The sequence below is a fragment of the Vibrio sp. 14N.309.X.WAT.E.F5 genome, assembly GCF_030397615.1.
In the GTDB taxonomy this organism is placed as follows: domain Bacteria; phylum Pseudomonadota; class Gammaproteobacteria; order Enterobacterales; family Vibrionaceae; genus Vibrio; species Vibrio lentus.
Window position 1 is genome coordinate 1 of record NZ_JAPNXR010000011.1, and the last position, 26,858, is coordinate 26,858.

Sequence of the window (26,858 nt, forward strand, 5' to 3'; positions counted from 1 at the left end):
GATCTACACCAACTACAAAGCGAACTGGTGTGAATTACAGCCAGATTGACCGATGTATTCAGAAGGGCGGACAAGCTAGTCGAGCTTTCAATTCAATTAAAAATTAGTGTTTAAGACACAATGGTTAGGTGTGTTGCTCATGGCTTTGCTGCACTCGTTCTCTGGAGGGAAAATGAAAATATCTTTAATGGCAGCAGTGTCCGAAAACGGAGTTATTGGCTCTGGGCTGGATATTCCTTGGACGGTAAAAGGGGAGCAGTTGCTGTTTAAAGCGATGACCTACAATCAGTGGCTTATCGTGGGGCGTAAAACGTTCGATTCGATGGGTAAATTACCTAATCGGAAATATGCTGTAGTAACTCGCTCGAAAATTACTTCATCTGAGCCAGATGTTCTCTATTTCACGAGCATTGAGTTTGCGTTGGCTTATTTAACTCAAGTGACTGAACATGTTTTTGTATCTGGCGGTGGTGAAATATATAAAGCATTAATCGATCAGGCTGACACAGTGCACCTTTCGGTCATTCATAGCGACATTTCTGGGGATGTATTATTCCCTTCGCTTCCTGATAGTTTCAATCAGGTGTTTGAGCAGAAGTTTAACTCGAACATTGATTATACGTATCAAATTTGGTTAAAGGGGAAATCAACCGTATAGGGTGATCATCAGGACTCGACGTTTCAATCCTGCAGAGTCAACCACCAAAACGAATATGGCGAGTTACTATCACGTTAGTTTTTCGTTTAACAACTAAGTTGTTCACATCTTCACCATACTGTATTACCAAGAGGAATCATGGACAGTCGTATCCAATTAAATATTATTAAATACGTATTTTCAGAGTTGTCATTTATTGCTGTTGCACTGGCGCTTGTCTATTGGCTCTCAGGCGGTGATCATTCGTTACTGCAAACTATTGGGTTGATATATTGCGTCGCGGCAGCAGCAAAAATCTTAACGTTATGGTGGCAATTCCGCGGTAGCTCATTTGAAATATCAGGCGGTCATCTACGTTTTAATGGTTTTGCTTGCGACATAGCTTTGAAAAGTAGTTTCTTACCTCGTCAAATCGGGTCAGTCGTGAAGCTTTCTTATACTGTAGATACTATGCAAAAACGTAATATTTACCTTCCAAAATGTGTATTGAGTCCTGAAAATTGGACGTTAATTTTGAAACTACGAACATAGGAATTTGTTCCATGTTGATTCGGAATACCGCTATTCCCCACTTCTGATCTCAGTACCACAGGGGCGTAGTAGACCCTCGATAAGGGAGCCGATATTATTCTCTAGGCGTAAGCGTTAGAAAGAGCCTGAAGGAAGCCATGAAAATAACGACATTGGTAGATAATACCCGATTAGATGAAAGGCAAGATTTAGCCGTTGAGCGAGGGCTATCGCTGCATATTGAAACTGAGTGCTCAAAGATACTATTCGATATGGGAAGTGGCAGTACGTTTTGCCAAAATGCTGCTCTATTGGATGTTGATATTGAAGATGTCGATTTAGCCGTTATATCGCACAGACACCATGATCACTGCAATGGCACTGGCGCTTTTGTTGAGCATAATTCCACAGCGAAAGTGTATTTAAAAAACTGCGAAGAAAAGAATTATTACTTTCGATCTTATGGATTTAGAAGTGATGTTGGTATCAATGCAGAGCTCCTAAAAAATAATAATGATCGGTTAGTCTTCATCAATAAAACGACTGAAATTGCCCCAAATGTTTTTGCCGTCACAGATATCAACTCTAAGCATGAGAAGCCAAAGGGAAACCAATACCTTTATACAAAATCTCAAAGTGGATGGGAGCAAGATTCGTTCGATCACGAGTTATTATTGGTAATCAAAGAGTGTGATGGTTTAGTTATCTTCACCGGCTGTGCGCACAGTGGCGTTCTCAACATGGTTGATACGGCGATGGATCTTTTCCAAGGAGAGAAGATTAAGGCGGTTGTTGGGGGCTTTCATCTCGTTGGGTTACCACTATTCAATAGTATTGGCGGAACCAAGCAAGGCATCAAAGATCTCAGCATTGCACTATCACAATATCCGATTGATAAACTTTACACAGGGCACTGTACCGGCCAGAAGGCTTATGGTTTGTTGAAAGAAGTACTTGGAGACCGTCTGGAGGCGATGCCTACAGGCAGATGCATTGAGGTGTAGCTTCAAAGAGTACGCAAAGAAAAACGGGCAGTACATCAGTTCGATGTGGTTAGAAAAGGTGTTCAATCTAGAGTCAGGTTGATAGCTAAGCTCTGAAAAATGATTCCTATTGCTTGGCATTTTTAGCCCTTAATGGTTTTACTGCAAAGGTGTTTTACGTGAGGTTCAGATTTGTGTTGGTTTACTAATGAATTGGGCGTTATATTGGTCTTAGGAACACTATTAAACAGGAAGTAATATGAACTTGGATAAAGCTAAAAAACGTATCGCTAAACAGGTCAAAAAAGGCTTCAACGGTTATCCTAAAATTACTCTAGCGTACTACGGCGCTACCAAAGAATGCGCAACTGAAGTGGCTGTTCAATTCACGCTAGGCGAGGGCGATAGTGTCCAAGAAGAGCGCTTCTCATGTGAAACTGAAATCAGAGACAATGAGCTCATTCAAACAACCTTATTAAAAATAATCGAGAGAGCGAACGCTAACTCAGTGATCGAGATTGAAGGCGTCGCAGTTCTTTAGTTTTTTAGCAGCGCTGGCTGATGATGTGATGGTTTAAACTAGGCGGCAGTGCTGCCTAGATCTTAATGTAATACCCGTTAAGCTGTTTCTCTTTATCTCCGAGTTTGTGAAATCCTAGCTAACGCATTTTTGCCCCATTCGGTGTTAACGCAATTACTCAGTTGTAGATCGTGCCACTGAAATCGCAGTACTTTTCCTCATGTATGGTACCGAAAGAGCTATGCGCACTTTCTCCCATTTCCTTCCATCACTTAACAATTCCCGCTTGATTTCATATTTGCATATCTATGTGATACGTAGCTATGAAGAGTTCAATGGTAAACCAGAAAAAGTCAGCAAAATAGGGGGATTTGGCACCTAATCTACTTAGACGAATCTTGAATACCTTAGCTCTTGGTTGAGGTAAGGCTTATTTAATAAAGCTAAAATCCTTGGGATAAACATGTAAACCATCGAAATCACCTTTACCCAACTCTGCACCATTAGCTTTCGCTATTGCGTAAACCATACTCATGTGGAACAACATGTTAGGCACAATATACATATTTATGAACTCAGACTGACATAACTTTACCTCAGCAAAACCAGCTTTATCGGTGATAACTTTACTATCATCATATTTATTAATATCAGGAGCATTTTCTAGATAGATAACCGTTTCATCTATCTGATTTAAAAAGGCTTTTTCTCCGCCCTCGTCTTTATAGAAAGAAACCGTCTCAACATTTAATAATGGACAATATCCCCGCAAAGCAAAGTTAGATGCGATTTTTGCATGCATTTCTAGTGAGAACATGCCATCTGATAGAGAGTAATGATAAATAGTGGGTGGTACTTTGGACACAATGATTTTTAACTGTTTTAGATAGTGTGTTAGCATTTTTTTTGTTTCAGCCATAAATCCTCAAATGAAAAGCATCGTAAATTAACGGTGGTCGCTGTGTTTTAATATACCAGAAGTTATCCGAAGGGTAGATTCCGTCTTTCATCGCTAAATGATTTGTGCCCCAAAATGAGCCAGAGAGGGATTGAACTCTTTTTCAAACCCTGCAACTTACCTTACTTTTCCTCATACCTAAAGTTCCAACAATGTGGCTAAATTTTCTAATCCACAACAGACTGACTTTCAATCGTAGTTAGGCACAAATATGTTGTTCAACTATTTCTAAGCTATTGAGTAATAGAGAACTAAAGGGAAGTTTTTGATTGATAACGTGCTTTGAATCGAAAGCAACGTGTACTTGAACGTTTCTTAACTAGAAATTAGATCCAAACTGAATTATAGGTATACTTTTCAGTTGGTTAGATAGGGGGCTTGAGATATTCTGAATGCATCAATTCGTGCTGGCACGATATTAAAATGTTATATGCTTTATCAGTTCAGGAGAATAAATGGATATTTTAGTCGAACAAGAAGTCGAGCTTCACCAATACGAAATACGTCAAAGTCGATCTGATATTGAGCGCCTAATCCACCCAAGCTTTTCTGAAGTTGGTAAATCAGGCATCAGTTATGACTTTGCTTCTATCATTAAAATGATGAGTTCAGAAGAGCCTTCAGATGTTCGGATTCATTCGCAGAACTATGAATGTATTCAACTTGAGCTATCGGTTCAGCTTCTAAAGTATGAGTCAGCTTTGGTAGCAGCGTCTGGTGAAATAAGCGATTTTGCCAAGCGTTGCTCTATCTGGGTTTTTACCGGTACTTGCTGGCAGTTGAAGTATCATCAAGGAACACCATGTCCAGCTTTTGAACTGATGTAAAAATAGGCTTGGTGGTCGGGCATATAACAAGTCGTTCAAATCGGACGCATTACGGTTGCCGCCATTTTTGCTAAAAGGAAAAACAGAAAAAATAACATCACCCTACGCGGCGTTTAACGCGGCGTTAGTTTTGCAAAGGTAGATTATGGATCAATACGAAGAAAAAGCGCTTAAAGATATAAAACAGTACGGATGTTATATCCTCCATATCATGGAAGAGGATGAGTACCCAGGATTCTCTTATTCAATTGGTATAGAGAAAACAAGCAGTCAACCAGAGATAATAATCACCGGTTTAAATCAAGAAGTAGCACATTGGGTTGCAAACGAATACAACAATAGAGTTAGAGCTGGTGAGATATTTAAGCCAGATGAATACTATTCAGACTTCCTTGAAGGATTTGATATAACTTTCAAAGAAGTAAGTCCAGAATACTACGCTGAATACTTTGGTTGGGCTAACTGGCTTTACAAAGGCAATAATTTCAAAGTCCTTCAGTTCATCTATCCGGATACTTCTGGTGTTTGGCCTTGGGATTCTGAAGCATCCGCAAATTTTAAGTGGTTTTTACCTAAGTTATATGCAAACTAACAAGGCATTATGTTCTCCAGAGGAAATATCATATAGATGAAAAACGTAGTCCAAATTGTGTTTGTTTCAGGAAATCAGTTATTGCTTGCTTTTCGACAAAATACCGAAGCGTTTGATAAGTATTGGGGCTTTCCTTCTGGAAGAATTGAAAACGGTGAATCTTCAATAAATGCGGCAGAACGTGAAGCTTTTGAGGAAACTTCGGTGAATACTAGAGCATTGAACTTAATTGCCGAAATAGATGACCCTAGTTTGCCTATCCGCCATTACTTTTACTTCTGCCTTGATTAGGTTGGAAAAATAGAGAACGCAGAGCCTGATTTGTGTGGAGAGTTGCGTTGGTTTAATGTCAACGAGTTGCCGGAAAAGTGCACTCCAATAACCTATTTAGTAATGAAGGAAATAAAAGCGGCCTTGCATGAGAGTCAACAATGAACATAACAAGGCGTTATACGTTAAGGAAAGTTACGTGAATAAAGTAAGTATCAATGAAAAATTTGGTCTGTTCTCTGAAGAATGGACACCAAAAATCATAGCTGAATCCAACGGGCAACTGGTGAAAATTGCAAAAGGAAGTGGCGAACTTGTTTGGCATAAACACGATAACGAAGATGAACTTTTTATAGTATTCAAAGGTCAGCTAACTTTGATGATGAAAGCTGGAGATGTTGTTCTTAATCCGGGTGAAATGTATGTGGTTCCCAAAGGGGTTGAACATTGTCCTAAAGCGCAACCAGATACACACTTTATGATGGTCGAGCCATCTTCAACAGCACATACTGGCGAAGATAAAAGTGAAGTTACAGTGTCAGCCGAAGATCAAGTTTGGATTTAACGTATAACAAGGGCGTTAGATAATACATATGAACTTATCAGACATAAATCTTAGACCAAGAGATATCAGGCGAGTAGTTGAACCTGACTTGTATCGCATTGAATGGGATTCCGGAACAAACCGAACCAGTGAATGGGTTACGGTGTCAACAGAGACGGAATTCGATATTGCTAAGCTTCATACTTGGTTTCTGCGCAGAAAAAGTGGCTAATCAATTATGATTGCATTGGTATTGTACGGTTCGGTTACTTACCGTACGACAATATTACCTAACAATCTGTTTAAGAGTGATTCGCAATGCGTGGCATTTTCACTGTGCGTTGTGTTTAAGTGTTTATGGTGATATGCGGTGTTGCGTTGCTCACACCTTAACAGGGCATTATGCCGATGGAGTAATATGTCTAGGAACTGGAAACCAGGTAATATAGTTGAGATTCCCTTAAAAAATGGAATTTATGCATATGGAGTTATAATTGAATCTCCGCTAATAGCCTTTAGCACTCTATATTTTAGTGAGCCTCAAACTGAATTTGATACTCTATTTAATGAGTTATCGTTTAAAATTTGGGTTATGAAACATGCTATTAGTAAACGTCATTGGAAAGTTGTAGGGCATATTGATGTGGATATAGAGAAACCCGTGTTTTATAAGTTTGATTTAATTCCTAAAAGATACTCTCACTATTTTGATGACCAAGAGGTTGAATCCTCTCTTGACGAATGTATCGGCTTAGAGTGTGCAGCAGTCTGGGACCCTGAGCATGTTGAAGAAAGGCTCTTTGCAGTAAACTTAGGCAAAGAGAGTATTTGGGAAAAATCCCTTCGAGCAGAAAATCGGGCATGACAAGCATTTAAGGTTTCAAGATACTTTTTCTAATCTTGTATGGATGATTTAGAGCTATAGTTGTAAATTGATTTTGTTCAGACATGAGTCAAAACTTGCCTGTTGTTGGCTTCAAACATGTAGAATTATCAAGCTACAAATTTGCTACACGAAACCTAGGTTTAAGGTTTTGTTCTTAAGTTATTGAAATAAAATATTTTATGTTAATCGTTTTTCGCTTTAATGAGGCGTGAATACTCAAATTCAACATTGGTCTCGGGAGTAATTGAACGTGATCTTTTCTAGTTCGTCTAAATCTTTAGTTCGCGGTTCAGAGTTATGCTCTGAATTGGCCGTTTTCCTCACTGAAAAAAAGAGTGACTTTGAAAGCAAGTTAATCCCTGACCTTTCTCACATAGATCATATGGCTCACAACGCGAACGGTATAAAGATCGAAAGTGTGCATTACATAAAAGGTATTCAGTATCAGCTCAATTATTCGTTTGATTGGGAGGTCTTCCGTGGATGCTCTGACATGAATGAATCGGGAATAGAACGCGGGAGAGTATCATTTACTCTCGATGAAAATGGCTTTCTGAAAATCGACTTCCCTAACTACGATGAGCGAGATACGAGCGACGAGTTTTAGTCTAAATAGGTAATTTAGGTTGATTCATAATGCATGGCACTTTAGGGTTGGGTTTCAGTGTTAGTGGCGAACGATTAAGTAGCAACTTACTACTGATAGCCATTCATTCAAGCATTCGTTGGTAAAGGGAGTTATGGAAGAGTATTTAGAGCTAGACATGCTTACTCTGGAGGCAATCTCGAAAGAGGCTGGTTTTCCAATCGAGAGAGAAGTTTACTTAGCGTCACGGGCTGAATCCATTGAGCAAGGGCTACTTTTCGAATATCGCAGGAAAGACCAATTAATAGGATACACAACGCTGCGTAACTTGGGTGATGGGCGATGGTTTGTGCCGATGTTTGTTGTTCATCCTAATTACCGAAGCAAGGCCGCTTTTCTTGCGTTATTCCGTTCAATTGCCGAGACACTCAAGAACAATCAAGCGAATGTTCTGGTCAGTAATGTGTTACGCATAAACGAATTGTCAGTACAGTTTCACAAGCATCTAGGCTTTGAGATTACCCGCGAGAACCATTTAGGTTATGAATTTACCTTGGATTTGACGTCCGACGTGAAAGACAAATGGTCGAACTTTTTGAGGGTTCGTAGGTAAATCTGGAGAGCATTTACGTCCAAGCTAAGACGCTAAACGAGAAAGTTAAGAAAGTTAAGAAAGGTAATAGGACAAGAGTGACTACTGCTCATAGCTTCTCATCTGATGCTTCTTTTTGTTTGCCAGTCTACATTTATACGATTATGTCTATGAGTCTGTTGATAAAATCTTGTTGTTTGACTCGATTCACTGCTATAGCTAAATGTACTTACTAGATTCAATGGAATGCTAAAAATGAGTGACGTATGGATCCGTTAACGCAGGGCGTGTTAGGCGCTTCGTTGTCACAATCGGTGAGCAAAAAGCAGCACTTGGTGGTTGCTGGAGTTTTGGGTTTACTCTCTGGATTAGCGCCAGATTTAGATGCGTTTATTCGATCGCAGAGTGATCCTTTGTTGGCTTTGGAGTTCCATCGGCAATTTACTCATTCACTTCTGTTTATTCCCATTGGCAGCTTGATTTGCGCGTTGGTTTTACACCTACTGATTGCCAAAAGGCGTGGTCTCTCTTTTAAACAAAGTTGGCTGTATTGCGCGTTGGGTTATGGCACTCATGCTTTGTTGGATTCATGCACTACTTACGGCACTCAGTTGTTTTGGCCTCTCACCAACGAACGTTATGCTTGGAACACCATTTCGATTATCGACCCTGTCTATACACTGCCTATTTTAATCTTGCTTGTGTTTGCTACATGGAAACGAATCCCTTGGTTGGCTCGTGCCGCGTTTCTTTGGGCTTTGATTTATCCAACGCTTGGGATGATACAAAGGGATAGAGCAGAGGTTGTAGGATGGCAATTAGCGCAAGAGCGACAACATACGCCTATCCGGTTAGAGGCTAAGCCGAGCTTTGCGAATATCTTGGTTTGGAAAGTGGTGTACGAAACAGAGAATCGGTACTACGTAGATGCTGTGCGGGTCGGTACCTCTGTTAAGACATACCCTGGCGAATCAATCGCTAAACTCAACGTTAGCAGAGATTTCTCATGGCTCGATCCTGATTCTCAACAAGCAAAAGATATTGAACGTTTCCGCTGGTTCTCAAATGGCTATGTGGCACAAGATCCAGCGGATGAAATGCGTATTATCGATGTCCGGTATTCGATTGTACCGAACCAATTGAGAGCACTTTGGAGCATTAAATTGGAGCCATCGGTGGATTCAGAAGCGCACGTAAGTTATGAAACTCACAGAGATAATACACCAGAGTCCAGGCAGCTTTTCTTAGACATGTTGAAGGGTGATTGATGCCTTTGGGTTTTGGTCGCGCTAAAAGTGGCTTAATTCGACATCTGGTATAAAGGCGAATAATGGAAATAGAAAAGTATCATCGTGATTATTTACCTGCACTTAGGCAGTTATATTTAGATTCTCGATCTGCAACGTTTACGTGGCAAGATACCACCGTATTTGAACTGTCAGATTTTGAACGAGATACTGACGGCGAACAAATTTGGGTTGCTGTTGAAGGGAGCGAAGTATTAGGGTTTATCTCGATCTGGGAACCTGATGGTTTTATCCACCATCTTTTTGTTAGCCCTCATAAATTACGTCATGGAGCAGGTTCAAGACTATTGAATCTCAGTAAGCAACATTACTCTACATTGAGCTTAAAATGCTTAGTTGCTAATGAAAGCGCTACTGATTTCTACCATTCAAATGGTTTTGTGATTGCTTCAACTTATGATGATGGGCTAGACAGTTATCACCTAATGACGTTCTCTTCATAAGCTTCATTTTAGTTAAGAGCCATCCTATTCCCGTCGATTGGTTAGGTTATATGTACTAGTCAGCAGTAGGGCGGTAAATTTTGATGGTTGATTCTCAACATTTGTTAGGATTAATCGTTAAGGTTAACCACTAGTCGATAATCGTTATAAGTTTCGAGGGAATTATGAAACAGATCATCAAAGAAGCCATCGAATTACGTAAAGAAGCTAAGTATCAAGAATCTCGCTCTTTGTTAGAGACATTGCTAACCAACAGTCATTATGCGGCGAAAGCTCATTTACAGATTGCGTGGTCATATGACAACGAAGGTAAAGAGCTTGAAGCTATCGATCATTACCTCTTGTCTTTGTCTGGCGAGTTGTCAGCGACAGAACGCTTTGATGCTTTATTTGGTTTGGCTTCTACTTATCGAAGCTTGGGTCAATATCTAGAGGCTTTGAGTTATTTCGAGCAAACTCTGAGTGAGTATCCTGATTCAATAGAAGTTCAGCCTTTTTATGCTATGTGTTTGTACAATGTAGGGCGTCATAAGGAAGCGATGTCTATATTGCTCGACCTTTTGGTGTCGACAACAAATAGCGATGCCATTAAAGAGTATCAGCGAGCTATTTTACTCTATAGCAAAGACTTAGATAGAAAGTGGTAAGCGATATACACAGTAATACGCGCAAACCGAGGGAGAGGTTATGACAATGGCATTAGGCATCGCGTAGTTGTGCTGCCAACGAATTAGGTTGAGTAGGAACTATGGATAATTCCCACAAAATACGATTACACGATACTTTTTCAGCAATAGCTCCATTGAGCGAAAACGATGTGGAATTGGCTGTTCAATACTTCACGACTCAGACATACCAACCGAAAGAGTACATATTTCATAGTGGTGATTTGGTATCAGATGTTCACTTTGTTCTCGATGGGATCGGCCGGTATTTTTATATCGATGAACAGGGACATGAGCGTAACAAATCTTTGGTGAGAGTAGGTGGCGCGTTCACAAGTATGGGCTCATTGATCGAATCGAGTCCCAGCCCGTTTTTTGCTCAAGCACTGACGGAATGTACTGTTGCTTCAATACGTTATGAAAGTTTGGTTGAGCTATCGAGAAGTCACCGTAATTGGGGCGAGTACCTGCGTAAATTATTCGAACGTCTTGTGCTCAAGAAAGAGAGAAGGGAAGCAGGATTTCTCCTGTTGAGTGCTAAAGAACGCTACCAAGAATTCTTAACTGAATTTGGTGACGAAAGTAAGAATATACCGCTTCGCCATGTGGCTATGTATATAGGGGTTACTGACGTGACTCTATCGAGAATTCGTCGGGAGATGGGCTTAACATAGGTTAAGGTGAAGGCAATTCGGTTTTTATATGCTTGATGACTCTTTTAACGGAGTATCGAAATGAAAAAACTATTACCTCCCATTCTCTTCCTGATTTTCGTCATTAGTATGAGCTTAATATGCTGGTGGCTTGGCTCTCCTCATCACATGCTTTATCCGTATAACCTAGCTGGACTGGTTGTCATTGGTGTTGGGCTTTTACTGGCGATGTCTGGCAAGCGACTATTCAAAAAACGAAACACAAACATCATGACGTTTGATGAGCCAACCCTATTGGTAACAGAAGGGGTCTATAAGTACACTCGAAACCCAATGTATTTGGGGTTTGTTGTTTCATTGTTGGGTTTTGCAGTACTGACCGGTGCCGCGAATTCCTCTTTTTTGCTTACGGCGATCTTTGTCCTTGTGACTGACCGATGGTACATAAAATTTGAAGAACAAATGATGCGCGATAAGTTTGGTCAAGACTACGAGGACTATTGCCGAAAAGTTAGGCGGTGGTTCTAAATAGCAATATACGGTAACTAAACAAAATATAGTGCGTCTAAGTTGATTCATTATGCTCGGTATTTATCTTTGAGTTTTCCTCTAACGGTTGATGTCGATTGCTTGTAACATAAAAGGAATAACGGCTTTGGCTGAATGCCTCACTTTAGGAGCATTTTAGCGAGGTATCGTCTTTCACCATTTCGAGGTTTTTATGTTTGAATTTAAAACCGTGGGTCTTTTCGTTTTAACGGCAATAGCAGAGATAGTAGGTTGCTACTTACCTTATCTGTGGCTTAGGCAAGACAAGAGCATATTACTTTTAATCCCTGCAGCGCTAAGCCTAGCAGCGTTTGCTTGGTTATTAACGCTTCATCCGACAGCAACAGGCCGTGTTTATGCCGCGTATGGCGGTGTGTACATTTCAGTTGCACTGGTATGGTTGTGGCTTGTTGATGGCGAAAAGCCGACGATGTGGGACTTGGTTGGTGGATTAATAGCACTCTTTGGCATGGCGATCATCATGTTTGCCCCCAAGCATGGCTAAAAAAACATGCTAAACCACTCCTAAATGTTGCAAGTATTGCTTCGCTTGAAATACGTAAAATTCATCACTATCTCGGAGAGAATATGGACGTTGATTGTAAAATCGTAGCAAGTAAAGATAGCCTAAAGTACCGTGCTGTAAGGCTTGAAAGCTTGAAGTTACACCCTGAATGCTTTGGTTCAGGTTACGAAGCTCAATCGCAATTGCCGACTCTGTATTTTGAGGGGCTTATTGAAAGCGGCAATCAAGAAAGTGTCATGATTGGTGCTTATGTCGGTGAGGGTTTGGTTGGCTTATGCGGTTTAACACCAGTTGGTGGGAACGCTTTAGAAATTATTCAGATGTATGTCTCTGTAAAATTCAGAGGGCAAGCCATTGGGTCCAAGATGTTGGCTAAAGCTAATACAATTTTAGAGTCACGCTCTGAAAAAGAGTTGAGACTGACTGTCTTTGCCAGCAATGTCGCCGCTATTAAGGTTTATCAAGACTTTGGTTTTGAAACTAAGACCACCGATGGAAATGAGTTGGTGATGACTTTCCAGCCATCAACCTAACGCATCAACATGTGTTATGTAGAATTCTAATGTGTTCTCTTTTTGATGCTTCTTTCGAATCGAAAAGATTACCTCTGACGAGAAAACAAGAGCTTCTAAGGATTTATGGTGACCTTGAAGGTCTAAATTATCGAATTGCTGATGCCACTTAACCAAATGGTGCCTTGAATATGATGTTAGAGATTTGATTGATAAACTGATATTGTGCAGTTCGTTTTATATCTTCGCTTGGTTTATATAAATGTTTGATAATAAATACATTAAGCACCCGCATAATTGCGAAAAGTGTCAATGTTTGACTCCGCATGTTCCTGTCAAAAAATCTGAAGATTCTGCATTAGAGGTTAAGCAATCTAGCTTTCATATCTTATTCGAGTATTTAACGACTTTGTTGTTTAAAGGTGATTCTCATGCCGGGTCATTCCACCTTGATCACGAAGAAGAATTTAAGTGTGAAAAGTGTGGAGCTAGATCGTGGCATTGATGCTTACTAACAAGTTTATACTGGTGTCTAGGAAGTACGACGGTGATTGGCCGTTTTAAAATGATGTATTCGAAGTAGTTCTGGAGTCGCCAATTTGTATTGTGCTCCAGTCTGAAATTTATAAGTATTTGGTCATAAAATGAAAGTTATATCTCTACTATCAGCCTTGGTTCTATTAGCTGGCTGTTCTGATGCTGTTACAAATCAATACGCGACATATGCAGAAGCGCAACAGGATAACTTGTTCGAAAGAGGGTGGTTACCTGATATTTTGCCTGAATCGACTATTGATATTGAGGTGGTTAATAACCTCGACAATAACACCTCGCATGGTGGTTTTTTGATTGAAAAGTCAGGCCTTCAGGCTTTCTTGCAACAAGTGAAACCGACTGACTCAGACAATCAGTATCGTTTCGTTGAAGGTGACCATGTTTGGACTTTCACCGTTAACAATGATGGTTTGGTGACTTATAAGTTGGGTGACTTATAGGGTTGATAGCTTTTAGGTTAGGTAATTTATAGGGTCGATGACTTATAGAATGGGTTGCTAACTAAGCCGGAACAAATGGCTAATGGAATACGACTGACTGTTAAAATGGCTAAACATGCGTGAGTAAATCACGATGTTTAGCCATTTTTTATTGCATTAGATAAGTATCTATCGGGATTTTACCAATGAATTGGGGCCCGACGAAAACCTATCGAATTAACAATAGAGGAACGGAACTGTTCGACAGAACTTTGGTGGTATTACTTCCTACAAAAAACTGTCTCAGTTGAGAATGCCCATAAGCACCCATCACCATCATGCCAATCTCATGCTGTTGTTGGTAATCGATAAGTGCTTTATCGACTGCACCGGTTAGTGAGGCTGCGGTTACTCTGATCCCTGATTCTTCGAGTTGGACTCTTGCCTTCTCGAACGCGGCGTCTTTAGTTCCGCCATCATCAATCATCACCAAGTGGCAATCTAATCCTTTTAGCAAAGGGGTTTGAATTGCCTTGTCGATCAGCTTCTCGCTAATGGCACTGCCATCAAACGCAATCAGGTATGAGTCTGGAAGCTTAAAGCCTTCACACACAACGAGTATATGAGATTTAATCGAGCGAATGACGGTTTCAAGTTGCGAGCCGACCGAGTGAGAATCCCCTGATCTGCCGATAACCAACACACGTAACTCTTCTTCAAGATCCAAGAGTCCTTCTAATAAACTGCCGTGACGCTGCAATTTGCTCACGTCTTTCACGCCTTGGTTTAATGCCCATTTTTGAGCCTCTTCCAGTAACGTATTACCGTGTTTTAGCATGATTTTACTGCGTGCTTCATCCAGCTCGGCCAGCTCTTCAAGTAACTCTTCTTGGCTCCCTAAACCTATTTGGCCAGAGAACTCACTCACTACGGGCTGAGTCGAATGATCCAAAGCGTGGAATAGAACCAATGGAGCTTCTACTTTGTTCGCAACCCAAGCACTGGCTTCGCAGGTGGAAGTTGTTGAGTTAGCGCCATCAATACAAGCGATTATATTTTTCATGTGTTTTCCTTAATGTCCGGCTAATAACTTTTCAACTTCTTCGGGTTTATCGTGCACGCCAAATTTGTCGACAATGGTACGTGTAGCTTGGTTCATTCCTATCAAGTCCACATGTGTACCTTCACGGCGAAACTTAACCACCACTTTGTCTAATGCTGAAACGGAGGTGACGTCCCAAAAGTGTGCTGCCGATAAATCTATCGTCACAGATTCAATCACTTCTTTAAAATCAAACGACTCAATAAACTTATCGGATGAAACGAAAAAGACCTGTCCGATAACGGTATATCTGCGGCTGTTTTGTTCCGTGTTGTCATTTTTGATGACCATCATTCGACTGATCTTGTTAGCGAAGAACAGTGAGGCAAGCAGCACGCCAACAAGTACGCCAACGGCTAAGTTGTGAGTAGCCACAACAATAATGACCGTAGCAAGCATCACAATGTTCGTCGATAAAGGGTGCTTCTTTAGATCGCGAATAGAGCCCCAAGAGAAGGTCCCGATCGCGACCATGATCATCACAGCGACCAATGCTGCCATTGGGATTTGCTTTAGCCATGGGCCAAGAAAAACGACCATAATCAATAAGAATACACCAGCTGATAGCGTCGATAATCGGCCGCGACCACCTGATTTAATATTGATCATTGATTGCCCGATCATCGCACATCCAGCCATACCACCTAAGAAACCAGTAAAGACGTTAGCAATGCCTTGCCCTTTACATTCTCGGTTCTTGTCACTGCTGGTGTCGGTAAGGTCGTCAACGATCGTCGCTGTCATCATCGATTCCAATAAACCTACTACAGAAAGTCCAACGGCATAGGGGAAAATGATAAACAAGGTTTCTAAGTTGAGAGGTACATCTGGCCATAGGAAGATAGGCAGAGTGTCGGGTAAGTTCCCCATGTCGCCTACGGTACGAATGTCAATATCGAACCACATTACGATCGCAGTAAGGATGATGATGCACACCAAAGGAGAAGGGATTAATTTGCCAATAACAGGAAGGTAAGGGAACAGGTAAATGATCCCTAGGCCGCCAGCGGTCATCGCATACACATGCCAAGTCACGTTGGTGAGTTCGGGCAGTTGAGCAAGGAAAATTAAGATAGCGAGGGCATTTACAAAGCCAGTTACGACAGAACGCGAGACAAACCGCATGAGGCTACCAAGCTTCAAATATCCTGCCAATATTTGCAGAACACCGGTCAGCACGGTCACAGCCAATAAATATTCTAGGCCATGTTCTTTGACTAAGGTGACCATTAATAATGCCATGGCTCCAGTGGCGGCTGAAACCATCCCTGAGCGGCCTCCGGTGAAAGCAATTACAACAGAAATACTGAAAGAGGCATACAAGCCAACTTTAGGGTCAACGCCAGCGATGATAGAAAAGGCGATGGCTTCAGGGATTAAAGCAAGTGCAACAACGAGACCGGCAAGTAGGTCTCCACGGATGTTCGACATCCAATCAAGTTTGATATTTTTGTACATTGAATTCTCAATTTGGGCACGGCAAAACGCACCAGAAATAGATCTGGGGTACGGATGAGTGCTTCTTTGATAAAATTTTGGCGCGAAAAAGCAGCCTAAGATAGGCGGATAATTAACAAGCGCAAAGAGTGAGCAAGATACTAAAGGTTAGTACTAAGCTTCGGTTAGCAGTGAGAGCTATAGGGGGGATGGAACGTTTAAGGCGGCGTAATTAACACAGGTATTAATATCCTCTCGTTGTATTTTAAAAATGGTCACTATACGCCGATGTATTTATTTAACAATCGCTGGTGGAATGAGTCCTGAGTACGTCAGTGTAAACTTAAATTCCATTTTTCGACGCTTTAGCTTTTCGTCTTATGGCCTACAAGAGCTCTTACTATCAAAAGAATGGGCGTATATGGTTCAAGAGGAGACGAAGTGAGTAAATTTGCATCTCCCACATAACGAGCAAAAAAAAAGAGCAGCGAAAGTGCTGCTCATTGAGGTGACTATAAGTAACGACTTCTCAAGTGATCTTTGAAGTACTGTGCATTCAAGGTTTCACCCGTAGCGCCTTTCACCAAATCATCGGTGGCCAGCAGGCTGCCTTTACTCCAAATGTTTGATTCTAACCAAGTGAAGATAGGGGATAGATCACCGCTTTCAATTACTGAGTTCACATCGACCGTCTTCTTCATTGAAGCCATGAACTGAGCCGCGTACATCGCACCCAATGTGTACGATGGGAAATAACCAAATGCGCCGTCTGTCCAGTGGATGTCTTGCATACAACCGTTAGTGAAATTACCTTGAGTGCTGAAACCAAGGTATGACTGCATTTTAGTATTCCACAATTCTGGAACATCGGTGTGTTTGATGTTGCCGTTGATCAAGTCGCGTTCAATTTCGTAACGCAAGATAACGTGTGCAGGGTAGGTCAGTTCATCAGCATCGACACGGATGAAATCTTTCTTCACTCGAGTGTAGATCTTCTGGAAGTTCTTCTGCTCAAACTCAGAACCAGAGAACTGCTGTCCCGCTAAGTTTGCTAAGTGCCCGATGAATGGGTCGCTTCGGCCAACTTGCATCTCGAAGAACAAAGATTGAGATTCATGGATACCCATCGAGCGCGCTTCACCAGCGGGTTGGCCTGCCAGATGTTTTGGTAAGCCTTGTTCATAGCGTGCGTGCCCAGTTTCGTGGACGATCCCCATCAATGATTGAACGAATTCAGCTTCGTCGTAGCGAGTCGTGATACGCACGTCTGAAGGCACGCCACCACAAAATGGGTGAACACTTTCATCTAATCGGCCATGTTCAAAATCGAACTGAAGCAGCTTCATCACTTCTAAGCCAAGTGCTTTCTGTTTTTCAGTCGAGTAGATGCCAGATGGCGCGTTAAATTGCTCGCTCGATTGCTTTTCGATCACTTCGTCAATCAAGCTTGGTAGCCATGTCTTAACGTCTGCAAACAAAACATCAAGTGAAGCAGAGCTTGTGCCCGGTTCATAGATATCAAGCATGGCATCATAAGGTGTTAGGTTCGCTGCGTCTGCGCGGATCTGCGCTTCTTCACGAGACAGTTCAACCACTTCACGCCAGTTCTTTTCGAACCCAACCCAGTCGTTGTTACCACGTTGACTGCGCCATGCATGTTCACACTTTGAGCCTGCTAGAGATTTAGCTTCAACCAACTTTTCTGGGAGTAGGTTGGCTTGTTGCCATTGGCGTTTAATTTCACGCAGAGACGATTGTTGTTCGTTATTTAGCGCTTCGTTTTCAGCGTCTGAAATCCAATCGCCAAGCTGTGGTTGAGTCATTAGCCCGTGAATATGAACAGAGAGTTCGGCCATCGCTTCACTGCGAGCTTGATTGCCACCAGATGGCATCATTGAAGCTTGGTCCCAACCACAAATCGAGGCTAGGTGTTGAAAGCGTGAACATTTTTGAGAGTGTTCGACTAGTTTTTTGAATGCGCTCATTTGACTACTCTTAATTTGGTTTCTTTAAATGATCCCTAAATTTCTTTTCGGTTAAGGTTCATCTCTCATGTACTTTGATTATGGCTTTGCTTTTTAATGCGCTGTACTTCGTAGTCGAAGATCTAGCGATAAAAGCAGGAAGCGATACGATGCCTTGAATTTACTATTTCTTAACAAATTAAACTGTTCCATTGTGCACAAAATCAGTGACTTGTATAGCAGATGGCAATTGTTGCTTGCGAATTGTTCAGATACACGGTATTGATGATAGATCGCTGAACAAGAATGACAATGATATGGATATTTTGAACTTTGAGGCATTTCTAATTGCCATCACTATTTTAACGCTAACGCCGGGTTTAGACACGGCATTGGTGATTCGCAATACTAGCCGCTCGGGCTTAGCTGATGGCTGTATGACCAGCTTTGGTATTTGTGGCGGCCTTTATGTGCATGCCTTTTTCTCTGCTGTGGGGATCTCCGCGATTCTTGCTCAATCTGCTGAACTCTTTCAAGCCGTTAAAATGGTGGGTGCGGTTTACCTGATTTGGCTTGGCTTAAGCAGTTTACGCGCTTTGATGAAAAATGGCGGCGGGATGCAGGTTGGGGAGCAAGCTAAGCAAGCATACAGTGCCAAGCGCTCTCTACGCGAGGGCTTCTTATCTAATGTGCTGAACCCGAAAACGGCGGTTTTCTATTTGGCCTTTTTACCTCAATTTGTAAACCCAGAAGGTTCACCTTTATTGCAATCCATGGTGATGGCGTCGGTGCACTTTATGATTGCGATGGTGTGGCAATGCAGTTTGGCTGGGGCTCTGAACTCCGCTAAAAACTTGCTTAAAAACGCGAGCTTTATGAAGTGGATGGAAGGTGTGACGGGCATGGTGCTGGTGGGGCTTGGCGTTAAGCTTCTGATGGAAGAGCCTGCGTAGTTTTCCTTTTCTGTCGCAGATGAATAGATGAATAGATGAAAGCCCACGACGTATCGTGGGCTTTTTTGTTATTGGTAAACCGAGTGTTAGATGTGAGCCACTGTGTTATTCAACAACGCTAATGTTCATCTCAGCGCCTTCGAAACCTAAGTCACTCAACTCATCTGCATTGAAGTTGGTGGTAACTTCGATATCGCCAATGCGCTCAGTGGTTTCGTTGACTGAATCAACACTTCTTTTGCTTCGAACACTGTTGGTAATTGGCGTTGCTTGTCCAATCTCAATGGTGCCTGCAAATTGAGATTCAGCCTTAAAATCGCCAGATACGTAAGAGTGGAATGGGCGTAAGCTTCCTCCAGTCGCGTACTGCATGCTCGATAAACCGGCTTCTTTGATCGCCCAGCCCCAGTCCCACCATTTCGTTTCACCTGGGATGTATCGGTGATCCCATTGGTAACGAATATCGGCTGATTCATTGCTGCTACGGCCCATAGTGAAGGTGTGAGCTTTGTAAGGGCGGTTGTCTGGATGGGTGTGCCATGCGTTACCACCCCAACGTAGGAAGCCGTTGAATTCAACATCGTAACTGATGTCAGCGTTGAATCGGTAAGGATAAGAGATGGTTGAACGATACAACTCAACTCGAATCGGAAGCTCTGAATTTGCCGGAACCATAGGACGAGCTTGAAGTGTTACTTGCTCGCTAGTGGAGTTGCCATTGGTTTCAGCAAAGCTCTGGTTCGCTTCTAACTTAATCGTTAGCTTAGTCTCGCCAACCAAAGGCCACTTGAATGTATTCTCTGTTTGAACACTCTCAGAGAACCCATAGCTATTCGTTTTCGACCAATTTGTAGACTCATCGACTTTCAGATCGACAACGACTTGTTGCGCGATGTTACTTCTGTTTCTTGCCGTTGCATAAACGGTCTTAACCAGTTCACGATCGGACTCGACGACATCGCCGTGCCAAAAATTATTGTCGTTAACCGTGTAGGTGAAGTTGTCGACGGTGATCTTAGTTTTTTCCCCACAGCGATAACCATCACAAGAACCACTGTTGTTGCCTTGTATTACCCAAGAGTCACCTGAGCGTTTAATCGTCATGTCCTCGCCAACATACTGACTATTATTCCCGCCAACCCATGCATAACCTAGGTTGTGCGCTAGATAGCTAAGAGGACGTACAAAATCATTGCGGTTGTTCACTAAGTCATATTCAACATCTATCTCGCTGCCTTCTGGGACGGCTTTAGCAGAGTAGTTTGGAATTTCAGATTGGTCATTGTTCGGGTAGCAGAACGTTGACCCGCTGTTTGATTGTTTAATTTCGCCATGATAGCCAGGCCCCATGATCACCCAGTTTCCTTTCAACCCTGTGATCTGCCAAGTGCCCATACGAGCAACCAAAGCACTCTTCTGTTCTTCAGCCTCATAACGGTCTAAAGGACGATAACCAGAGCGACATACATCTTCACCAAGTTGGTCGAACACTATTTGGTCTGGGTAAACCTTTGCATTCACACCGGTAGATAGAACAGACAACACTGCGGTTGCTAAGAGACTTCTGTTTATATTAATCATTAACAATTCCCTCGTTTGTAATTTTTCTATTTTGATAATGTTTTGTGCGCCGTGCAGTTAACAAGACCAATTCACTTTTTCATGTTGATAAATAGATAGATACTGAAAAGGGTTGAATTAAATTACCGAATCAATTCAATAACTTGTATTGCTAGAAGTGTTTCTATGGTGAAATTGTATGCAACTGGAAGTCAATTGTTTGATGGGGCTCAAACCGTTTTTAGAAAAATGAGGTGTTATTCTCGCGACTTTAACGTCAAATTATTTTGACGTTGTTTAATCACATGTGAGGTGAATGAGTAAGTACAATAGGAGACATATTATTCACATCGCCTACAGCTTTATGTTGATATGTGAATTAACAATAACGATATAAATTTAACTTAGGTTTTTAAATGCAATCAGTTGTTTTAAACATCCGATTAATCGAATGTTTAAATGTGAGAGTTACTTACTGACATAGTCATAAAAATAACCATCCGTTTTTTATGTGTAATATTTAGGATGGTGTTAATTAAACGTCGATAAATTCAGTTGGTAGCCAAATGACGATAAATTATCGTTTAGCCAGTAGTTGTGTTCGGCCCGTATTACACGTTCGAATAATGGCAAATAAATCATTCGAACTTAAGACATCAACCTTCAACGTTAATGGATCATTGTTGATGAGTAGATAGGGCGACAATAAGCTGTCATTCATTGTTTTACTTATTTTTTGTACTGAGACTAAATCAATGGTGCCAGATATTGAAAAGAAAAGTGATTGAGAAGGGCCAGCCTCACCTCTAAACCTTAGAACAATAGGGTCGGGCATGTTGTCATCTTGAACCGACATCAGGTGCAGAACTTTGTTGTTACTTATTTTGGTGAGCCCATCGGTACGTAATACATTTCCATCGAGTATGAGGTCTACCACGCTATGTTGGTAACGGTGCTCTTCTTGCGGTGGAGAGTTAGGAATACTCCATATGCCAACCAATAGAGCTAACGCGGAAAATAGAGCAACAAATGGCATCATAATTGGCCTCTCTCTAGGAATAACGCTATCTCGCTACTCGCACGATCTAGTTGCGTGGGTGTGTAAAAGATATTGACGGACTGGCGTGTTTCTTTATTGAGTATTGAAAGCTCAGAGTAGTCAGGCTCTTCGCTAATGTATGCCACGCAATCACATTGGTATTTATAGAGAATGGCTTCGAGTTCAGGGCTCATGGCCATCTCAGACTCTTGGAACACTTGTACCTGACCAACCCAGTGTTCATTGAGTCGGTTGACTGAGTTGATATCGCCAAGGCTTCTGTCGTGCACCTTAGCAAAAGCCAACAGCGCTGATGCAAACAGTAAACAACCAGTTGTAAAGTAACACAGTCTATTTCTGTGTGATCTGATTTTCTGGTGAGCAGGCGACGTTGGTTTAGGTATAGATTCATGGCTACTTGCAATAGAGTTCGCAATACTGCTGTTATCGAGTGGAACTTGATCGCTCACTGGAGTGAGAGGAATCGTGGTTCCGCTTTGTGGTTGCGACTCAATAAAGACGCAATCATCGATAAGGCGGTAACCAACCTTTGGTACCGTCACGATTGGCGTCTCTTTGATGCCGAGCTTCACGAATCCTTGGCGGAGTAAACTGATGCATTTCGCAAGTGATGTATCACCAATGAATTCGCTTCCCCATGCGAAACTAATGATCTCTTGCTTATTCACAATCTCTGGTGAGTTTTTAAGTAATAACTCTAAAACACGAGTCTCACGATATCCTATTTTAATAGAACGTTCGTCGTTATAAATACGGTTTTTAATTGGGTCGAATCTGATCATATAGCCAACGCTTTATTTTTATTATAATTCTCTCAACAATGTAGATGACTATAAACGGACTATTATATGAATTAAAGTCACATGTTTTATTCTAGTGATTTTTTGTGTGGTAGAAACAAAACGTTGTTTATTCGTTTATGACTAAAAACGGCCATTTATACATAATCTGTTAAATATAAGTAACATCTAATTAAGAGTTGGTTTTATTAGCTTTCTATGAGGCATATTAATTCGCACAGCGGCCTAATTAATATAATTTTATATGTTAGGGGATAAGTGTTCGTCATGATTTTTTTAGTTTAACGTTTGAATAAATATAAAAAAGCCCGCATTTTAATGCGGGCTGTATTCAATCAATTCAGGTTACGCTTTAACGGCTTCACAATCACTCGAAGAAGTTAAAGGTTTGAAGAAGAGCTTTGTTTCTTCGATGACGACGCGACGTAGCAAGATCAGGCCGATTAGGTTTGGAATTGCCATTAGGCCGTTCACGATATCGGCCATCAGCCAGATCATGTCGAGCTTTAAGAAGGCACCAGAAGCAACCAATGCAATGAAGATGATCTTGTAAGGCAGAACCGCTTTAGTACCCAGCAAGAAAACAACACAGCGCTCACCGTAGTAGTTCCAACCTAAAATCGTGGTAAATGCAAAGAAGATTAAGCCTACAGAAACCAGCATTGGACCGAGCGTATCTGCATTTAAACCGACAGCGAATGCATGAGTGGTCATCGCAGCGCCAGAAAGATCAGTCTGCCAAGCGCCCGTTAAGATAAGAGCCAGACCTGTCATGGTACAGATGATGATGGTATCGAAGAAGGTACCTGTCATAGAGACAAGACCTTGTTTCACACATGAGTCCGTTTTTGCTGCCGCCGCCGCCATTGGTGCGCTACCAAGGCCTGATTCGTTCGAGAACACACCACGAGCGATACCTGATTGGATAGCAAGCATGATGCTCGCACCAAAGAAACCACCGGTTGCTGCCGTGTTGGTAAACGCAGAGGTCACAACAAGGGTAATAGCATTGAGTAGTTGGTCTGCATTGGAAACCAGAACACTCAAACACGCGACGATGTACATGACAGCCATGGTAGGAACGACTTTTCCTGCCACCTTAGCGATAGATTGAATACCACCAAGGGTTACCACTGCCACCAATATTGTAAGAACGACAGCAGACATTTCACGCGAAGCACCAAAGGAAATTTCAGTCGCGTCTAAGATAGCGTTAACTTGTGGGAAGGTACCAATACCGAAGCAGGCAACACCCAAGGCGAACACAGCGAACATCACCGCTAAGACTCTTGAGCCGACACCGTATTGCAAGTAGTACATTGGGCCGCCAACCATTTCGCCATTGCTATCGGTTCTACGGTATTTAACAGCAAGTAGACATTCTGCGTATTTGGTTGCCATACCAAAGACAGCAGCAAGCCACATCCAGAATAGGGCACCAGGGCCACCAATCTTGATTGCGGTCGCTACACCTACGATATTACCGGTACCAATCGTTGCAGAAAGCGCTGTACACAAAGCGGCGAAGCTTGATACGTCACCCGTACCAGATTTGTCTTTGCTAAACACCATTTTTAGCGCAGTTGGAAGGTGTCTAAACTGGAGTAAGCCTAAGCGAAAAGTAAAGTAGATCCCCGTTCCCACTAGCAGAATAAGTAGTGGTGGTCCCCAAACGAATTGGTTGATGGTTTGTAGTGTAGCTTGTAGGTGGTTCATAGTTTCCCCTTAATAAATTAAAAATTTAAGGAGAAGAGGGAAGGCAGTGCAGATCACAGGGATCGATAGCACTACTTAATACATACGGATTTCTAGATAGAATTCTTTTGTTAATTAAGGCTGTTGCTTTCCACTCCTCTGTCCTTTTGCCTGAGAGTTTCACTTAGCGAATCACTTATAGATAAGTAACGGGCACTAAGCTTGCTCCTTCGGCGACCGATCTAACGGTTCTCTCCAGAGGTTCCTCCAACGACAGTCCTCACTTTTCTGGATTTCTCCAGCATAAAGCGCCTGAAAGATTTACTTCTTCGGCGGGTTAATCTAACTAAATGTTAAAATTTAGTTAAAAACCACTCTCCTGCAGTCTTCATCGGAACAATTACCTAAATAATTAGGTAATCTGTAGGCGTATCCTAGATCATATAAAATGTGATGTCAGCTACAAAATATCTGTTTGCTCAAATGTTGTTCAACTAAATGATCAAACAACGAGTCTCTGACGTAACTTGCTTATTTAAATGGTATAAAATAGAGAAACAAGGAGGAGTTATGACTCGATTAATAGCGATTGTTTTTTTATTGGCTTTGGCATTTGTGCTGTTTCGTTACCGGACAAACGAAAAACTGCAAAAATGGGTAGTGATAGTTATCGTTAGCAGCTTCCTTTTGTATACTGCCAGCTTGATGATTTCGGAGTTAACTCGTTAAATCTGTCTGTGAACAGATAGGATGAACGTGTTAGCAAAGCTCAAGTGCTTCTGACTTGAGCGATAGGTTTAACTGAGCCTACACTATCAGTATTGGCATTGGTGCCAGTGACCGCGTAACGTTAAACATTTTTTTGGGAGTACCCGCTAGTGAACCAGCAATCTGGACAAGGCGAACAAGATGAAGTGGTTGTTATTGAAGAACGCGATAAGCGCAGTCAGCTTTATATCGGCATTGCTGCGGTTATAGGTTTAGCTCTTGGTGGCTTAATCGGTTCTACAGTGACGGCTTCCAAGTGGGAGTCTACTTATCAGGTACTCGAAACTCGTTATCAAGAACTGCGCGACAGCAAAACCGAATTGATGACGTCTGTTGAAGCTAAGGTGGCAAAAGTCGATACCGAGATCGATGCAAAAGTAGAAGCCGCTTTAGTGAAGCAGACCGAAGAGCATCAAAAAGAACTGAAAGATTTAGAGAAGCAGTCTGCCGTTTTAGAAAAGGCGAATTATTCATTAGAGCAGCAGCTTAATGAGCAGAAACAAGCGCTAGAAGAAACTCAGCAAAACAACCAAAAGCTGAACCGTCAGGCTGATATGCAGTCGACCCTTTTCGAACGTTCACGCGAAGTCTTCCGAAAAGAATTACAGATATCTCAAGAGCTTGAAAAGCTACAGAAAGAAAGAGACGAACTTGAACAGAGCCTTGGTTCATTGAAAAAGGCATGTGATGTTTTCTTAGATGGCACATCATGGGATGCAAAATCTGACGCTTGTGAGAAACAAGATAACGCGAACTCTCGACTGAGTGATATCAGACAAATGATTGAAGTTCACACCATGGATCTCAAGCAAATTAAAACGCTAACTGAAGAGATGGGTTTATAAACTCAAACCTATAATTCAAACATCTTTGGTTATAGCTATAGCTATTCAAACGCCCACATCATGAAAATGGTGTGGGCGTTTTTCGTTACGACGATCAATAGTATATGGCGAATACGTTGAGGCTATTTCTGAAGGGGAGCAGGACTAGTTTGTAAGTGTTCAATAAACATCGATATTTTCTTTGCTAGATGTTTTCGCGATGCATAAAACGCATATAAAACTAAATCTTCAGGTTTATGCTCGAGTTCTACGACCTCTAAAGATCCTGCTTTGATCTCTTCAACACAGACTTCGATTGGCAGTATAGAAAACCCAAGGCCAGCTAAGGCTCCTGCTTTGGCAAGGCTTCCACTATTTACTCGAAATGAAGAACTAACTTTTTGCGTAATAAGCTCTCCCTCTGTGCTTCTAAATACCCAAGGCGTTCCACTCAACGCTGTTAAGCTACTGATACATGGGACGTGGACTAAATCTGTTATTTGATATGGACGTTTAGAGTCCTGAATTAACTCCGGCGATGCAACGACAGCACTTGGCCAACGTCTAATTTCTCGGGCTATCCAATTGCTGTCTGGTAGCTTGCCTCGGCCAAAGCTCAAGATAAGATCAAAACCATCGAGCAGATCGTCTTTAGGACTTAAACTCGTGTCACAACACAATGAAACTTTGGGGTGCTCAGTACAGAATGAAATGACAGCCTGTGCGAGTGCAGGTGTGTCTGGCATCAATATTCTTAGTTGTCCCTCTACGCCGTGTGAATATCGAGTTACTTCCTCTAGCGCTTCATCAAGCTGACCCAGTAAAGATTGTGTCGATTGGTATAGCTTCTCGCCAGCTTCTGTTGGCGCAATTTTACGAGTGGTTCTTTCAAACAGCCGAGTATTGAGCTTTTCCTCTAGCAAGGCGATGTGGCGGCTAACGTTTGATGTTGGTAAATCTAAAAACTCCGCCGCTTTTTTAAAGCTGTTGTTCTCAAAGACACAGTGAAAGCTTCGAAGCCATTGTTGTTCTATTTGATTAATCATCTTTATCCCGAAATGTTGGATTATGAAACCAACAATAGCCACTTTGTTGACCGGTTTCACTTTGTACAATAACACCATTATCAATCAATAAAGT

General features: G+C 41.8%; 30 protein-coding genes, 1 pseudogene and 1 riboswitch. Of the genes and pseudogenes, 22 read left to right on the forward strand and 9 right to left on the reverse strand.

All coding sequences use genetic code 11. The features are described from left to right. The first annotated feature begins 172 nt into the window (after window positions 1-172). From dfrA to OW495_RS13445, 4 genes are all read left to right on the forward strand, one after another. The gene (gene dfrA / locus OW495_RS13430) at window positions 173-658 is read left to right on the forward strand and encodes a trimethoprim-resistant dihydrofolate reductase DfrA (RefSeq protein WP_136996270.1); all 486 of its coding nucleotides are present in this window, start codon (window positions 173-175) and stop codon (window positions 656-658) included. Between the two features lie 138 nt (window positions 659-796). After that, window positions 797-1,189: a hypothetical protein gene (locus tag OW495_RS13435; protein ID WP_065104056.1), complete on the forward strand. Its 393-nt coding sequence runs from the start codon at window positions 797-799 to the stop codon at window positions 1,187-1,189. Between the two features lie 137 nt (window positions 1,190-1,326). Then, window positions 1,327-2,172, forward strand: coding sequence for an MBL fold metallo-hydrolase (locus OW495_RS13440; protein WP_289886982.1), 846 nt, complete (start codon window positions 1,327-1,329; stop codon window positions 2,170-2,172). A 238-nt stretch (window positions 2,173-2,410) separates the two neighbouring features. Then, window positions 2,411-2,692, forward strand: coding sequence for a hypothetical protein (locus OW495_RS13445; RefSeq protein WP_099165482.1), 282 nt, complete (start codon window positions 2,411-2,413; stop codon window positions 2,690-2,692). A gap of 409 nt (window positions 2,693-3,101) precedes the next feature. Here OW495_RS13445 and OW495_RS13450 read toward each other — a convergent pair whose 3' ends face one another. Beyond that, the gene (locus OW495_RS13450) at window positions 3,102-3,590 is read right to left on the reverse strand and encodes a DUF1993 family protein (RefSeq protein ID WP_289886986.1); all 489 of its coding nucleotides are present in this window, start codon (window positions 3,588-3,590) and stop codon (window positions 3,102-3,104) included. A gap of 494 nt (window positions 3,591-4,084) precedes the next feature. Between OW495_RS13450 and OW495_RS13455 the strand changes: the two genes are divergently transcribed. The 16 genes and pseudogenes from OW495_RS13455 to OW495_RS13535 all read left to right on the forward strand — a co-directional run bounded on the left by OW495_RS13455 (window position 4,085) and on the right by OW495_RS13535 (window position 13,576). Then, the gene (locus OW495_RS13455; protein ID WP_289886989.1) at window positions 4,085-4,456 is read left to right on the forward strand and encodes a DUF4440 domain-containing protein; all 372 of its coding nucleotides are present in this window, start codon (window positions 4,085-4,087) and stop codon (window positions 4,454-4,456) included. A gap of 145 nt (window positions 4,457-4,601) precedes the next feature. After that, window positions 4,602-5,048 (forward strand): DUF4262 domain-containing protein, encoded by a 447-nt coding sequence (locus OW495_RS13460; RefSeq protein WP_289886991.1) that lies wholly within the window; start codon window positions 4,602-4,604, stop codon window positions 5,046-5,048. A gap of 36 nt (window positions 5,049-5,084) precedes the next feature. Beyond that, window positions 5,085-5,483, forward strand: a pseudogene (locus tag OW495_RS13465) (NUDIX domain-containing protein). Between the two features lie 34 nt (window positions 5,484-5,517). Beyond that, window positions 5,518-5,883 (forward strand): cupin domain-containing protein, encoded by a 366-nt coding sequence (locus OW495_RS13470; protein ID WP_029223528.1) that lies wholly within the window; start codon window positions 5,518-5,520, stop codon window positions 5,881-5,883. Between the two features lie 397 nt (window positions 5,884-6,280). Continuing rightward, entirely contained in the window at window positions 6,281-6,727 is a 447-nt protein-coding gene (locus OW495_RS13480; RefSeq protein WP_102578832.1) for an Imm26 family immunity protein, read from the forward strand. Between the two features lie 271 nt (window positions 6,728-6,998). Next, complete coding sequence (locus OW495_RS13485; protein ID WP_289886996.1) at window positions 6,999-7,355, forward strand: hypothetical protein; 357 nt, start codon at window positions 6,999-7,001, stop codon at window positions 7,353-7,355. A gap of 133 nt (window positions 7,356-7,488) precedes the next feature. Beyond that, the gene (locus OW495_RS13490) at window positions 7,489-7,947 is read left to right on the forward strand and encodes a GNAT family N-acetyltransferase (RefSeq protein WP_102315283.1); all 459 of its coding nucleotides are present in this window, start codon (window positions 7,489-7,491) and stop codon (window positions 7,945-7,947) included. Between the two features lie 245 nt (window positions 7,948-8,192). Beyond that, window positions 8,193-9,194, forward strand: a complete 1,002-nt coding sequence (locus tag OW495_RS13495) for a metal-dependent hydrolase (RefSeq protein WP_289887002.1) — start codon at window positions 8,193-8,195, stop codon at window positions 9,192-9,194. Between the two features lie 62 nt (window positions 9,195-9,256). Continuing rightward, window positions 9,257-9,676, forward strand: coding sequence for a GNAT family N-acetyltransferase (locus tag OW495_RS13500; protein ID WP_289887003.1), 420 nt, complete (start codon window positions 9,257-9,259; stop codon window positions 9,674-9,676). Window positions 9,677-9,840: 164 nt separating this feature from the next. After that, window positions 9,841-10,323, forward strand: a complete 483-nt coding sequence (locus OW495_RS13505; protein ID WP_289887005.1) for a tetratricopeptide repeat protein — start codon at window positions 9,841-9,843, stop codon at window positions 10,321-10,323. Between the two features lie 101 nt (window positions 10,324-10,424). Further along, on the forward strand, window positions 10,425-11,015 hold the full coding sequence (locus tag OW495_RS13510; RefSeq protein ID WP_289887006.1) for a Crp/Fnr family transcriptional regulator: 591 nt from the start codon (window positions 10,425-10,427) through the stop codon (window positions 11,013-11,015). A gap of 60 nt (window positions 11,016-11,075) precedes the next feature. Then, window positions 11,076-11,522 carry an isoprenylcysteine carboxylmethyltransferase family protein gene (locus tag OW495_RS13515; protein ID WP_289887007.1) on the forward strand — a complete coding sequence of 149 codons (447 nt, stop codon included), beginning with the start codon at window positions 11,076-11,078 and terminating at the stop codon, window positions 11,520-11,522. 193 nt (window positions 11,523-11,715) lie between these two features. Then, complete coding sequence (locus OW495_RS13520; RefSeq protein WP_289887009.1) at window positions 11,716-12,048, forward strand: YnfA family protein; 333 nt, start codon at window positions 11,716-11,718, stop codon at window positions 12,046-12,048. 83 nt (window positions 12,049-12,131) lie between these two features. Continuing rightward, window positions 12,132-12,602, forward strand: a complete 471-nt coding sequence (locus tag OW495_RS13525; protein ID WP_192854305.1) for a GNAT family N-acetyltransferase — start codon at window positions 12,132-12,134, stop codon at window positions 12,600-12,602. Between the two features lie 241 nt (window positions 12,603-12,843). After that, complete coding sequence (locus tag OW495_RS13530; protein ID WP_289887014.1) at window positions 12,844-13,086, forward strand: hypothetical protein; 243 nt, start codon at window positions 12,844-12,846, stop codon at window positions 13,084-13,086. Window positions 13,087-13,225: 139 nt separating this feature from the next. Continuing rightward, window positions 13,226-13,576, forward strand: a complete 351-nt coding sequence (locus OW495_RS13535) for a hypothetical protein (protein ID WP_289887015.1) — start codon at window positions 13,226-13,228, stop codon at window positions 13,574-13,576. A 208-nt stretch (window positions 13,577-13,784) separates the two neighbouring features. Here the strand turns inward: OW495_RS13535 and OW495_RS13540 are convergent, their stop codons facing one another. The 3 genes from OW495_RS13540 to OW495_RS13550 form a co-directional block, all read right to left on the reverse strand. After that, on the reverse strand, window positions 13,785-14,618 hold the full coding sequence (locus tag OW495_RS13540) for a universal stress protein (RefSeq protein WP_289887016.1): 834 nt from the start codon (window positions 14,616-14,618) through the stop codon (window positions 13,785-13,787). Window positions 14,619-14,627: 9 nt separating this feature from the next. After that, complete coding sequence (locus OW495_RS13545) at window positions 14,628-16,115, reverse strand: SulP family inorganic anion transporter (protein WP_289887017.1); 1,488 nt, start codon at window positions 16,113-16,115, stop codon at window positions 14,628-14,630. A gap of 491 nt (window positions 16,116-16,606) precedes the next feature. Continuing rightward, on the reverse strand, window positions 16,607-18,079 hold the full coding sequence (locus OW495_RS13550; RefSeq protein WP_289887018.1) for a carboxypeptidase M32: 1,473 nt from the start codon (window positions 18,077-18,079) through the stop codon (window positions 16,607-16,609). Between the two features lie 296 nt (window positions 18,080-18,375). Between OW495_RS13550 and OW495_RS13555 the strand changes: the two genes are divergently transcribed. Continuing rightward, window positions 18,376-19,011: a LysE family translocator gene (locus OW495_RS13555; RefSeq protein ID WP_065104032.1), complete on the forward strand. Its 636-nt coding sequence runs from the start codon at window positions 18,376-18,378 to the stop codon at window positions 19,009-19,011. 105 nt (window positions 19,012-19,116) lie between these two features. Here OW495_RS13555 and OW495_RS13560 read toward each other — a convergent pair whose 3' ends face one another. The 4 genes from OW495_RS13560 to OW495_RS13575 form a co-directional block, all read right to left on the reverse strand. Further along, window positions 19,117-20,592 (reverse strand): aerolysin family beta-barrel pore-forming toxin, encoded by a 1,476-nt coding sequence (locus OW495_RS13560; RefSeq protein WP_289887019.1) that lies wholly within the window; start codon window positions 20,590-20,592, stop codon window positions 19,117-19,119. Between the two features lie 556 nt (window positions 20,593-21,148). Next, window positions 21,149-21,610 (reverse strand): hypothetical protein, encoded by a 462-nt coding sequence (locus tag OW495_RS13565; protein WP_017110824.1) that lies wholly within the window; start codon window positions 21,608-21,610, stop codon window positions 21,149-21,151. After that, window positions 21,607-22,413: a winged helix-turn-helix domain-containing protein gene (locus OW495_RS13570; protein ID WP_102308367.1), complete on the reverse strand. Its 807-nt coding sequence runs from the start codon at window positions 22,411-22,413 to the stop codon at window positions 21,607-21,609. The genes OW495_RS13565 and OW495_RS13570 overlap by 4 nt, the downstream gene beginning before the upstream one ends. Window positions 22,414-22,776: 363 nt before the next feature. Continuing rightward, window positions 22,777-24,147 (reverse strand): sodium:alanine symporter family protein, encoded by a 1,371-nt coding sequence (locus OW495_RS13575; RefSeq protein WP_102344120.1) that lies wholly within the window; start codon window positions 24,145-24,147, stop codon window positions 22,777-22,779. 128 nt (window positions 24,148-24,275) lie between these two features. Next, a riboswitch (glycine riboswitch) is annotated at window positions 24,276-24,395 on the reverse strand. Between the two features lie 609 nt (window positions 24,396-25,004). On the opposite strand from OW495_RS13575, the gene OW495_RS13580 reads away from it, so the two are divergent. Then, window positions 25,005-25,739, forward strand: a complete 735-nt coding sequence (locus OW495_RS13580; RefSeq protein WP_102353182.1) for a chromosome partitioning protein ParA — start codon at window positions 25,005-25,007, stop codon at window positions 25,737-25,739. 122 nt (window positions 25,740-25,861) lie between these two features. On the opposite strand, the gene OW495_RS13585 is transcribed toward OW495_RS13580, so the two are convergent. Then, the gene (locus OW495_RS13585) at window positions 25,862-26,764 is read right to left on the reverse strand and encodes a LysR family transcriptional regulator (protein ID WP_102513395.1); all 903 of its coding nucleotides are present in this window, start codon (window positions 26,762-26,764) and stop codon (window positions 25,862-25,864) included. Window positions 26,765-26,858: the final 94 nt, after the last annotated feature.